This is a genomic window from Novosphingobium sp. 11B (assembly GCF_054589055.1).
Genome location: NZ_BAAILP010000252.1, coordinates 1 through 11,571, shown reverse-complemented (window position 1 = coordinate 11,571; position 11,571 = coordinate 1). Strand labels below are relative to the sequence as shown.

Genomic DNA, 11,571 nt, shown 5'->3' with positions numbered 1-11,571 from the left:
GACGGCGGGGCCCGGCTCCCCTCCACCTCCGACTTCGTCGGCGGTCCCCCTCCCCATTGCTGCGCAACGGGGAGGATAGGGCATCAGCGCCCCAGCTTGTCGATCTCGCGCGTGGTCTCGACCGGATCGCTCGCCACCGGCTCGATCGATCCCAGCGCCGCGCCCGGAGTCACGCCCAGCAGCGCGTTGAGCCGGGCCTTGAAGGCATCGCGCTCGCGCCCGTCGATCTCGGGCCGCTGGATCACCGCGATTCCCGCCGGGTTGATGGTGCGCCCGCCGCGATAGGCCTCGAAGTGCAGATGCGGTCCCGTCGAAAGCCCGGTGGAGCCCACATAGCCGATCACCTGCCCGGCTCGCACATGCGTACCATTGCTGACGGCGATGCGGCTCATGTGGCCGTAGCCGGTGCCGAGACCGCCGCCGTGCTGCAGCCGCACGTAGTTGCCGTGCCCGCCATGCCGCCCGGCGAAGGTCACCACGCCGTCCGCCACCGCATAGATCGGCGCTCCATAAGGCGCGCCGAAGTCGATACCGGCATGCATCCGCACGTAGCCCAGGATTGGATGGCGCCGCCCGCCATAAGGCGAAGTGATCCGCGTGCTCGCCACCGGCTGGCCGATCGGCACCGCGCGCGGCTGGCCGATGGAGCTGGCGGCGAACATCTGCCCGTCGTTGCCCCAGCGCATCAGCTGCAGTTGCGGCTTCCCGCCCCGCGCGACGCCTGCATAGAGCAGGTCGCCCACCTCACGCTCGCCCTTGGCCGAGCGTTTGTAGGACAGGATCATGTCGAATTCGTCGCCCGAGCGCAGGTCGCTGTCGAGGCTGAGATACTTGTCCACCGCGCGCAAGTACGACTGGATCGCCCCCACCGGCGCCCCGGCATTGCGCGCCGAGCGGTAGAGGCTGGAGCCTACCGTGCCGCGAATGCGCAGCGGGGTCTCGTCGACCCGGATCGGATGGCGCACCGCCATCAGACCACCGGCACCGCGCTCGATGGAAAGATCGAGGTCGAAGCGCGCCCGGAACGACAGCGAATCGAGCGCCCGCGCCGCGCCCTCGGCGGGACGGCGGCCCAGCGTGATGTCGAACTGCGTGCCCGAACCGATCTCTCCGGCCGGCACGACCTGGCCGACAAGCTGCGTCACTTGCGCCACCTCGGCCGATCCCAGTCCCGCGCGCTGGAGCAGGCCGGGGAGGGTGTCGCCGTGTCCCAGCGTCGAGGTCAGTTGCACGGTCGGCCGCTCGGGCACGCCGGTCAGCGGGCTGACCAGCGGCGTCGCGCCCATGTGGCGGCCGGTGTCGGCGCCGAGAGCGAGCGGGGCGATCGACTGGCTGCGGAATTCGCCCTGCTGGCTGGCGTCCAGCGGCATCGTCGCCGCAGCCTCGACCGCGCTGAAACCGGGGAGCAGGGCCAGCGCCGCGCCGCTGAGGCCCAGCATCGTGGCGAGCCCGCGCAGCCACTTGCGGCTGCCGATGTCGGCGGCAAGGTCGGGCGCCAGCTCGATGCGGTAGCACCAGTTCTCGACCCGGGCGCGCAGGGAAGGGCGGGGTGAAGCTTCGTCGTCCCGGACCTGATCCGGGACCGCTGGCCGAGAACGGCCTTGCTCGGCGGGAAACACCAGAAGCACGGCATCGTCGCGCCGCGTGGCCGCAGGCGTCAGCCCGTCCAGTTTCTGAGTTTCAGCGCGATCCTTGCGATCGCGCTGCTGCGGCTTCAACACCTTCGCGCGGTTCCTTCGTTGCAACCCTTTGGTCCGCGGCGGCGGACCTCGCGCAATTTCCCTGCCCGAACAAGGTTACGAACATCCTAAGACTGTGGATTCAGGGGGGTCTGCGGGATACCCCGAGTCTTGCGAGCGGCGGGCTGCGGTGCCACATTCACCGGCATAATGGTTCAGCACCGGAACGGCTCGGCATTAAAGGACGCTCCCGGCGCGGTGAAGGCGGTGCTTGGCCCGACCAACACCGGCAAGACACACCTCGCGATAGAGCGGATGTGCGCCCACTCCAGCGGCATGATCGGCTTCCCGCTGCGCCTATTGGCGCGCGAGGTCTACGACCGCGTGGTCAAGATCAAGGGCGAGGCCAGCGTCGCGCTCATCACCGGCGAGGAGCGGATCGAGCCGAAGAACGCCCGCTATCTGCTCTGCACGGCCGAGGCGATGCCGGTGAGCGAACGCTCGATGGCCTTCGTCGCCATCGACGAGGCGCAACTGGCGGCGGATCGCGAGCGCGGCCATGTCTTCACCGATCGCCTGCTGCACGCACGGGGCAGGGAGGAGACGATGATCCTCGGCTCCTCTACCGCCGAGCCGCTGGTGAAGGCGCTGGTGCCCGGGGTGGAGGTCGTCACCCGCCCGCGCTTCTCCACCCTGACTCACGCGGGCGCGAAGAAGCTCAGCCGCGTGCCGCCCCGTAGCGCCATCGTCGCCTTCTCGACCGAGCAGGTCTATGCCATCGCCGAAATGCTGCGCCGGTTCCGAGGCGGCGCGGCGGTGGTGATGGGTGCGCTCAGCCCGCAGACGCGCAATGCGCAAGTCGCGCTCTACCAGTCGGGGGAGGTGGACTACCTCGTCGCCACCGACGCGATCGGCATGGGCCTCAACCTCGATGTCGAGCATGTCGCCTTCGCGGGCCTCTCCAAGTACGACGGCCGCCGCCACCGCCGCCTGACGCCGCCCGAGATGGCGCAGATCGCCGGGCGGGCAGGGCGCCACCAGAAGGACGGCAGCTTCGGCACGCTGACGGGAACGGGCGGCCACGATTCCGAATTCGATCCGGAAGAAATCTACGCGATCGAGGAACACCGTTTCGCGCCGCTGACCAAGCTGTTCTGGCGCGAGCCGGAGCCCCGCTTCGACAGCCTCGCCACCCTGATCGCCGACCTCGAGACGCCGCCGCTGCGCCCCGAACTCGCGCCTGCGCCCGAGGCCATCGACCTTGCCGTGCTCAAGCGCCTCGCGGACGAGGGGCCGGTGGCCGACACCGTTCGCGGATTCGGTCAGGTACGCCGCTTCTGGGACGTGTGCCGCCTTCCCGACTTCCGCCAGCAGGGCGTGGAGACGCATTCGCGCTTCGTCGCGCGGCTGTGGCAGGACCTCCGCAGCGGCGAACTCGGGGCCGATTTCGTCGCCGGGCAGATCGCGCAACTGGACCGCACCGGCGGCGACATCGACACGCTGCAGGGCCGCATCGCCGCGATCCGTTCGTGGGCCTACATCGCCCAGCGTCCCGATTGGGTACTCGCGCGCGACGAAATGGCCGCCCGCGCCCGTGCGGTTGAGGCTCGACTTTCGGACGCACTTCACGGAAAGCTGACGGAACGATTCATCAACCGCAGGACGGCCGTTCTGATGAAGAAGCTGGGACCGGATACCGGACTGCTCTCGGTCCGGCTGGAAGACGAGGAAGTGCTGGTCGAGGGCGAGCACATCGGCTCGCTGCGCGGCTTCACCTTCCAGGTCGATCCCGGCGCGCGCCTGTCTGATCGCAAGCTGCTGCTGGCGGCGGCGGAAAGGCACTTGTCCACGCTGCTCGGCACGCGTGCCGATGCGCTGGTCACGGGCATTCACGAAGGCACCGCCGCGATCACCCTGGCCGACGGCGCGCTTGTCTGGGACGGGCAGAAGCTGGCGAGCCTCGCGCCCGGCCGCTCGCTGCTGACGCCGGTGATGGTGCCCGACCGCGCGCTCGATGCCGTGCCCGACGTGTCGCGCAAGGCGCTCGTCGCCGCGCTGGAAGTGTGGCTGGAGGCGGCGCTGAAGCCGCTCGCCCCGCTCGCCAAATTGGACGAGGCAAGCCGCGCGACCGACGCCGGGTCGGACTTGCGCGCGCTGCTCATCACCCTGGTCGAGCGCGGCGGCATGACCCCGCGCGAGGAATCGGGGCTGGACCGACTCGACAAGCAGCGCCGCACGATGCTGGCGCGGCTGGGCGTGAGGGTAGGGGCGCTCGACCTCTTCGTGCCCGCCATGCTGCGCACGCCGGTCATCGCGCTGTGGCGGCAGCTGGCGAAAGTTTCGGGCAAGAAGGAGGGCGGAGCGCCCGCTCCCGACATGCCGCCGGTGCTGCCTGCCGGAAACCACCGCCCGCCGCCCGGCTACCGCGCGCTGGGCAAGCAATTGCTGCGCCTCGACATGGCCGAGAAGCTGCTGCGCGAAGCGCATGAACTTCGTGCGGCGGAAAAGCGCGGCAGCTTCGCGCTCGATCCGGCGCGGGCGGTCTCGATGGGACTGACGACCTCCAGCTATGCGCGGCTGCTCCGGCTCGGCGGATTCCAGCCGCTGATGCCGCGCGCGCTGGCGGAAGGACAGCACGGGCCGCCCGCCCCGGTGCGCTGGCGCTGGCGTCCGCCCCGCCGCCAGGCCGAGCCCGAGCGCGCGGCTCCGGTACGGCGCGACGGCGCCTTCGCGGCGCTTGCGGACATGGTGCGGTAGGCCGGGTGCGTTAGGGAGGACCGATGGCGACAGGGATGCGCGTCGACAAGCTGCTGTGGTTCCTGCGCCTCGCCAGGACCCGGCCGGTCGCGCAGACGCTGGCCGAAGAGGGCCACATGCGGCTCAATGGCCGCCGCATCGACCGCGCCCACCAGAAGATCGCGGCGGGCGACGTGCTGACGCTTCCGATAGCTGGAGGCGTGCGGGTGATAGAAGTCCTATCCTTGCCCGAACGGCGCGGACCCTATAGCGAAGCTGTCAGCTGCTACAGAGTGCTTGACGGCAGGCCCGTCGATCCCATAGCTGCGCCCGAATCGAATGACGCCTGAAGGAAGGATACCGCACTCATGACGTATGTCGTCACCGACGCCTGCATCAGGTGCAAGTACACGGACTGCGTGGAAGTCTGCCCCGTGGACTGCTTCTACGAAGGCGAGAACATGCTGGTCATCAACCCCAGCGAATGCATCGACTGCGGCGTGTGCGAGCCCGAATGCCCGGCGGAAGCGATCCTGCCCGACACCGAGAGCGGCCTTGAGCAGTGGATGGAGATCAACGCCAAGTATTCGGCGGAATGGCCCAACCTCACCACCCGCAAGGACGCGCCGGACGATGCCGACGCGATGAAGGGCGAGGAAGGCAAGTTCGAAAAGTATTTCTCGCCCGAACCCGGCGAAGGCGACTGATCCTGCTGCGGCGGGCCTGAGGCTCGCCGATCAAAACCCGCAGATTCCCGTGGTTTGCGCTTTGTGCAACAGAGCCACGGAAGACCCATGAGGCGCGAAACGGAAACGTTTACGCGCCTCTGGATTTTTTGGCATATTGCTGCTATATAATCGTTCAACTGCCCGAGCCTTCTGCTCGTTCGGCAGGCATTTTCATTGCGAGGCAGGGTTCGAAAGCAGACGGTTGGGAGAGTGATCTGACCGGGCGCGGAGACGATTCGTCTCCCTGTCGCACCCCCGGTTATCTCCCGATTTGAACAAACTGGAACCCTGCAGGTGAAAGGACGATACATGGCAACCAGGATCGATGCATTCGATGTTGGAGATTACGTCGTTTACCCGAAGCACGGTGTTGGTCGGGTTATTGAGCTGCAGAAGCAGGAAATCGCCGGGATGCAGCTCGAGCTTTACGTGTTGCGGTTCGAGAAAGAGCGCATGACCCTGCGCGTTCCCGTCAACAAGGTCGAATCGATCGGCATGCGCAAGTTGTCTTCGGACAAGACCCTGCGCGAAGCGCTCGATACCCTCAAGGGCAAGCCCAAGGTGAAGCGCACCATGTGGTCGCGCCGTGCCCAGGAATACGAAGCGAAGATCAACTCGGGCGACCTCGTGTCGATCGCAGAAGTGACCCGCGACCTGTTCCGCGCCGACGACCAGCCCGAACAGAGCTATTCGGAGCGTCAGATCTTCGAAGCCGCTTCGTCGCGCCTGGCCCGCGAACTCGCGGCAATGGAAAAGACCGACGAGCAGGCCGCGCTCAAGAAGATCCTCGCGATCCTCAACGAGCACGCGCCCAAGTACTACGACACCGCCGAGACCGCCTGATCCTTTCAGGCGTTCCACGTGAAACCATGGGGCCGCTTCCGCAAGGGAGCGGCCCCTGTCGTTTGTAGTCCGGCGTTTTAGAGGCGATTGTTCATTGCGCTATCATCCGGCGCGTGTGAAATTGGCGTGGTGAAACGAATTGTCCTCTCTGTCGCCGTGCTGATGGCCCTGCCGATGCTCTCGGGCTGCGTGCGCACCGCCGCCAGCATCGTCACCGCCCCGGTACGCGTGGCGGGCAAGGCGGTGGACTGGACCACCACCAGCCAGTCCGAATCCGACGAAAAGCGCGGTCGCGCCCTGCGCAAGCGGGATGAGGAACTGGGCAAGCTCAACCGCAGCTACGAGAAGAACACCCGCGACTGCCAGCGTGGTTCCGAAGCCGCCTGCGACCGTGCGCGCAACGATTACGGCGCGATGCAGGACTTGCGCGAAAAGGCGATCTGATCGCGCGCGGGGAGGGCGATGGTGCCTCCTCCCATCCTTCGACAAGCTCAGGATGAGCGGGTGGGAGGTTTATAACGCCCTTCGCCGAGAGGTTTAAACTACCTCCGCTCACCCTGAGCTTGTCGAAGGGTCACGGCTGAGCTTGAGGAAAGCTCCAGCTATCAATGCACCGGCGGATCGACCGGCGGCACCTTGCCGACCGGCGACACCGGCTCGCCGGGTTCGCGCGGGGGGAGAGCGTTTTCCGGCACTTCGTCGATCTGCATCGCCGGGGTCGGCACCTTCTCGAGATTGCGCGCGGTCACCCGGATCTGGTCGCCGTCGATCACGATCTCGTTGAAGCTAGGCGGGGTGGAGCGGATGCGCTTCGACAGCGTGCCCGCACCGATCATCCGCAGCGGCCCGGCGGGCGTCTGCTCGGTCAGGTCGAACGGGTCGTGGATATGGCCCGAGAGCACCGCCATGACCTTGCGCCCGGCCAGCACTTCCATCGTGCGGGTGCCGTTGATGGTCAGCAGCTTACCGTCCGCGCGGCGCTCGGGCAGCGGGTGGTGGCAGGTGACGAGGACGCGCGTGCCTTCGGGCAGGGCGTCGATCTGCGCCAGCGTCTGCTTCAGGGCATGATCGGTCACCCAGCCATTCGACCAAGGGAAGCGCTGATACTGCGCGCGCGTGGTCGTGCGCAGCGGCACGATGGCGAGGTTGGGCAGGTCCAGCTGGGTCTCGACCATCCGCTCGATCGCCTTGAACCGGCGGTAGGGGTCGAAGAAACGCTGGTAGAGGTTGAAGTAGGGGATGTCGTGGTTGCCCACCTCGACCGTCACCGGCACGTCGAGCCCCTGAATCCACTCGCACGCGGCCTGGAATTCGGGGTGGCGGGCACGCATGGTCAGGTCGCCGGTGATCGCGACGGCATGCGGCATCTCACGATCGATGCAGGCCTTGGCCCAGTCGATGGCCTGCTGATCGACCAACCCGAAATGGATGTCGCTCAGGTGGAACAACCGCAACGGACCGTTGTACATCGAGGCCGTCTTGCCGTGCATTATCCGTCGAACTCCTTCGTCGTCACCAGGTCGACCTCGCAGGTGCCCAGTTCGAAAATTTCCTCGGCGGCGCCGTCGAACGGCTCGCCGTCTATCAGCAGGCCCATCGGCTCGCCCGTGGGGCAGACCAGCCGCAGCCTGGGGTGACGGCCAAGTTCGTCGTGCGGGCCGTCGCGAAAGTTCCGGTTGAGCAGGGCGATGCCTTGCCCGGCGTAGTCCCCCAGCGACTCGGCATAATAGCCGTTCGCTCGGAGGCCGTCGTCCTTGGGAACAACCGTGATCGCGGCATAGCCTTCCTCTCGTCCCCCGTCGACCTCCGTACTACCGACCTCGGCGCACATGACTTTCGGGCCGTTCGCGGACTGGGCGATCGCCTCGCGCGTCGAGGCGACGAAATCGATCACGTTCATCGCGCGCATCGCCTCGCGCACTTCGTTCCAAACCGTCCCCGGCCCGGCGAGCGCGCCGGTGAGGCCGATGCCGTGGCGGGAGACGATCACCGGCGGACGCAACGTGCTCAGCGCCGCGCCGGAAAGTCGCGCGACGATCTCGGGCGCAGGTACGTCGCCGTGCATGCGCTTGGCCAGCAGGTTCATCGTCCCGCCCGGCAGCACCAGCACGGCACCGCCCCAGCCATAGGCCTCCATGACCACCGAGTGCGTCGTGCCATCACCGCCGAATACCGCCAGCATGTCCACGCCCGCCGCATCGAGATCGGCGGGCTGAGGGGCGGGATCGTCGGGAAAGCGCAGCACCCGGTCAGGGCCGAGGCCAGCCGCCTCGAAGGCCGCGAGCAGTTCCTCCACCGCCGCGTCGTTGTTGCTGCCACTGGCCGCATTGCAGACGAGCCAGACCTTTGTCGAAGATGTGCCGTTTGAAGTCATGCCCGCACAAGCGCCCGAGCCGGGGCAGGGTTCCCCGGCGAAGTTCCCTTCAAACGCGCCCGCTGAAGACCAGCCAGGCGGACACGCCGTTGAGCGCGGTATAGAGCGCGTAGAGCAGCGCCCAGCCGGTCGACCCCGACGCCGCGACGATCATCACGCCGACCAGCATTACGAACTCGACGATGAGGCTCAGCCGCCCGCCAAGCGCCTGGAAGAACCACGGCACATGCATCAGCATCGGGTGGTTGCTTTCGAGCAGCGCCTTGTGCGCGGCGAAATTGACGATTCCGAGGCAGAATACGAGGATCAGGGGGGTCATGTGCGGCCAGTCTATCGACTGCGCGGCGGCAGCGCCACCGCCTTGCGCACGATTCGATCGCTCGTGGCGCACGACGCGTCATCATCTTGCATGTCGTTCGTCGATTACAAATGTCGTTGGTCCGTCCGCCTGCGCCTTCGTCGGATCACTTCTGCCCGCAATCGACCTTCGCGTGATCGTGTGCCGGATGTGAGGCACATCACACTCATCGAGCCGGACGGAACACAGTTCTTCCCCACGGCTCACACCGTGAGGAGGAAAATACCATGTTCAAGACCGCACCCAAGACCGCCATCTTCGCCGCCGCAGCCCTCTGCACCGTCGGCCTGTTCTCGGCCCCGGCCGCCTTCGCCAAGAGCGTCGAAGTCCGCTACGCCGACCTCGACCTCGGCACCGTCGAAGGGCAGGGCATGCTGCAGAAGCGCATCAACAAGGCCGCCCGCAGCGTCTGCCGCGTCAGCCGCCCGACGACGGGCACCCACATCGACAGCAACGTCGACACCGAGTGCTACCGTCAGGCCCGCCTGAACGTGCAGCAGCAGGTCGCCGCCGCGATCGACAAGGCCGACGACACCCGCCTCGGCGGCTAAGGCTTAAACCCCATCAATCCAGGTCCCAAAAGAAGAAAAGACCCGGAAAAATCCTGATGGCGGGCTTAGCGGCCCGCCATTTTCTTTACGCCGGGAAGATACGTTCGACCGATCCGCAAGGCCTCTCCGTCCGCCGTTTCCGCCGACCAGACGCCAAGCCCTTCGTGGCGCAAGCCCGAAACGTGGCTGCGTTGCAGGATGCAGCTGCGATGGATACGGATGAACCGCTCGGGGTCGAGGCGCTCCTCCAGACTGGTGATGGTCTGGAGCAGCAGGTAGCTCTGCGCCCCCACATGCAGCCGCACGTAATCGCGCTCGGCATCGATGCGCTGGACTTCGGCGGCGGGCACACGCACCAGTTCGGATCGGTGCGGCACCCAGAATTCGTCGAGCCACTGGCTGAGCGCCGGAACCTGCGCCCGCTCGCCCCGGCGCGACACCACGCGGGTCACGGCGCGCTGCAGGCGATCAGGCGCCACCGGCTTGAGGACATAGTCCACCGCATCGAGATCGAACGCCTCGACCGCGAACTCATCGTGCGCGGTCACGAAGATCACCGCCGGAGCGTCCGGCCGGCCGCCCAGCGTGCGCGCCACGGTGAGCCCGTCGGTCTCCGGCATCGTCAGGTCGAGCAGCACCAGATCAGGCGTCAGCGCATCGATCAGCCGCAGCGCGGCCTGGCCGTCGCTCGCCGTGCCGATCACGGAAATTCCTTCGATCCGGGAGCAGATCACCTGCATGCGCTCGACCGCCAGCGGCTCGTCGTCGACGATCAGGGTGCGCAGGGGAGCGGCGGGCGCCGCGCCTTCGGGCTCAGACATTACCCGCCTCCAGCGGCATGCGCAGGATCGTCGCGAAACCGCCGTTCGGGCGCTTGCCGTAGGAGATCGTCGCAGCCTCCCCGTAACGCGCCCGCAGGCGGTCGCGCACGTTGTTGAGGCCGATGCCGCAGCCCTCGGTCTTGATCTTCAACTCGCCGCTCATCTCTCCGGGTCCATCGTCATGGACGGCGACGACGAGCTGGCCACCCTCGCGCCGCGCCTCGATGGCAATGGTCACCGGCCGCTGCGTCGCGGCGACGGCATACTTCACGGAATTCTCGACGAGTGGTTGCAATATCATGCCCGGAACTTTCGCATCGAGAACGGCCTCGTCAATATCGATATGCGTTAGCAATCGATTGGGGAAGCGGACTGCCTCGATCGCGAAGTAAAGGCGCTGCAGCTCTATCTCGTCAACCAGCGAAAGATCGTTGGTGGGATCACCTGACAAAGTGCGGCGGTAGAACGTCGACAGCGTCTGGATCATCTCTTCGGCATCGTCCTGCCGTCCGACCATGACCAGCGCCGACAGCGAATTGAGCGTGTTGAACAGGAAGTGCGGATTCACCTGATAGCGCAGCGAACGCAGTTCGGCCTGTTCGGCGGCGCGGCGGTATTCGCCCTCGCGCCGTTCTGCCGCGCGGGCCTCCTCGGCCTTGGCGAGCGCGAAGTAGAGCGCCACCCACGCGAGCACGAGGAAATAGCGGCCGAACGCCGTGTCAGCGATGTTCGCCCAGCGCCCGAAATTGGCGCCGAGGGCAGAGTTGGTCTTGATCGTGATCGCCGAGGAATGCTGCGGCTGGGCTGCGCCGCTTTCCTCGCTCGGCGCATCCGTCGGCTCGTCCGGAACCTCGCTGGATCCAGGTGCGGGCGGGGCGGGGGGAGCGGGCGGCGGCAGGATCTTGGGCAGGTCCACCAGGATGTTGCCGGCCTCGTCCTGCGTGATGCGCACGTTGCCCGCAGCCACTGCTGCCGCATCTTCCTCGCTGCCGTAGGCTGCCGGGCGTTCTATGTCGGAGAAGATCACGTCGTTGACGATGCTGAGCACCAGCGACAGCGGGAACGCGCCGATCAGCACGATGGCGAAGCGGACCCGGCCCGATTTGCGATCCAGCAACTGGAGCAGCGGCCAGACGGCGGCCATCACCAGCATCGAGACGATGCAGATCGTCAGGCGCCGCGACAGGAACGACCAGTCGAGGTCGAACCCCATGACCAGACCGCGCAAGCTGGCCACGATGAAGTAGCAGGCCCACAAGGCCGCCAGCGACAGGAGGACGAGCCGCGCCGGAACGCGGGGAGGGGGTGCTGCTTCGGACATTACCGCCCGGTCTAGCGCGAAAACGGTTCGTCGCACCACACCTTCCATCGGACGGAGATTGTCGTTGGTCGAAGGGGGGGTCTAGCCGAAGGGGCTTCGACAAGCTCAGCCTGAGCGGAGTGGAGAGCGGACTCTATATTCCGCTCAGGCTGAGCTTGTC

At 66.8% G+C, this 11,571-nt stretch carries 12 protein-coding genes; 6 read left to right on the top strand and 6 right to left on the bottom strand.

What is annotated here, in order from left to right; all coding sequences use genetic code 11:
- Positions 1-83: 83 nt before the first annotated feature.
- Positions 84-1,721 carry a peptidoglycan DD-metalloendopeptidase family protein gene (locus ACYPYD_RS22425; RefSeq protein WP_459665624.1) on the bottom strand — a complete coding sequence of 546 codons (1,638 nt, stop codon included), beginning with the start codon at positions 1,719-1,721 and terminating at the stop codon, positions 84-86.
- Between the two features lie 168 nt (positions 1,722-1,889).
- Between ACYPYD_RS22425 and ACYPYD_RS22420 the strand changes: the two genes are divergently transcribed.
- The 5 genes from ACYPYD_RS22420 (at position 1,890) to ACYPYD_RS22400 (ending at position 6,430) form a co-directional block, all read left to right on the top strand.
- On the top strand, positions 1,890-4,436 hold the full coding sequence (locus ACYPYD_RS22420) for a helicase-related protein (RefSeq protein WP_459665622.1): 2,547 nt from the start codon (positions 1,890-1,892) through the stop codon (positions 4,434-4,436).
- Between the two features lie 23 nt (positions 4,437-4,459).
- Complete coding sequence (locus ACYPYD_RS22415; RefSeq protein WP_008830933.1) at positions 4,460-4,765, top strand: RNA-binding S4 domain-containing protein; 306 nt, start codon at positions 4,460-4,462, stop codon at positions 4,763-4,765.
- An 18-nt stretch (positions 4,766-4,783) separates the two neighbouring features.
- Positions 4,784-5,122 carry a ferredoxin FdxA gene (gene fdxA, locus ACYPYD_RS22410; protein ID WP_008830932.1) on the top strand — a complete coding sequence of 113 codons (339 nt, stop codon included), beginning with the start codon at positions 4,784-4,786 and terminating at the stop codon, positions 5,120-5,122.
- Between the two features lie 330 nt (positions 5,123-5,452).
- Positions 5,453-5,986, top strand: a complete 534-nt coding sequence (locus tag ACYPYD_RS22405) for a CarD family transcriptional regulator (RefSeq protein WP_008830931.1) — start codon at positions 5,453-5,455, stop codon at positions 5,984-5,986.
- A 129-nt stretch (positions 5,987-6,115) separates the two neighbouring features.
- Positions 6,116-6,430, top strand: a complete 315-nt coding sequence (locus ACYPYD_RS22400; RefSeq protein WP_459665620.1) for a hypothetical protein — start codon at positions 6,116-6,118, stop codon at positions 6,428-6,430.
- 161 nt (positions 6,431-6,591) lie between these two features.
- On the opposite strand, the gene ACYPYD_RS22395 is transcribed toward ACYPYD_RS22400, so the two are convergent.
- From ACYPYD_RS22395 to ACYPYD_RS22385, 3 genes are read right to left on the bottom strand one after another with little or no spacing between them, the layout of a single operon-like run.
- Positions 6,592-7,476 carry a metallophosphoesterase family protein gene (locus ACYPYD_RS22395; RefSeq protein ID WP_197524381.1) on the bottom strand — a complete coding sequence of 295 codons (885 nt, stop codon included), beginning with the start codon at positions 7,474-7,476 and terminating at the stop codon, positions 6,592-6,594.
- On the bottom strand, positions 7,476-8,360 hold the full coding sequence (locus tag ACYPYD_RS22390) for a diacylglycerol kinase family protein (RefSeq protein ID WP_459665618.1): 885 nt from the start codon (positions 8,358-8,360) through the stop codon (positions 7,476-7,478). Before ACYPYD_RS22390 ends, ACYPYD_RS22395 begins: the two co-directional genes overlap by 1 nt.
- 49 nt (positions 8,361-8,409) lie before the next feature.
- Complete coding sequence (locus tag ACYPYD_RS22385) at positions 8,410-8,679, bottom strand: hypothetical protein (RefSeq protein WP_036525843.1); 270 nt, start codon at positions 8,677-8,679, stop codon at positions 8,410-8,412.
- Between the two features lie 266 nt (positions 8,680-8,945).
- On the opposite strand from ACYPYD_RS22385, the gene ACYPYD_RS22380 reads away from it, so the two are divergent.
- On the top strand, positions 8,946-9,269 hold the full coding sequence (locus tag ACYPYD_RS22380; protein ID WP_008830926.1) for a UrcA family protein: 324 nt from the start codon (positions 8,946-8,948) through the stop codon (positions 9,267-9,269).
- A 65-nt stretch (positions 9,270-9,334) separates the two neighbouring features.
- Here ACYPYD_RS22380 and ACYPYD_RS22375 read toward each other — a convergent pair whose 3' ends face one another.
- Both ACYPYD_RS22375 and ACYPYD_RS22370 read right to left on the bottom strand, forming a co-directional pair.
- Entirely contained in the window at positions 9,335-10,090 is a 756-nt protein-coding gene (locus ACYPYD_RS22375) for a LytR/AlgR family response regulator transcription factor (protein ID WP_459665617.1), read from the bottom strand.
- Positions 10,083-11,411 (bottom strand): sensor histidine kinase, encoded by a 1,329-nt coding sequence (locus tag ACYPYD_RS22370; protein WP_036525634.1) that lies wholly within the window; start codon positions 11,409-11,411, stop codon positions 10,083-10,085. The genes ACYPYD_RS22375 and ACYPYD_RS22370 overlap by 8 nt, the downstream gene beginning before the upstream one ends.
- Positions 11,412-11,571: the final 160 nt, after the last annotated feature.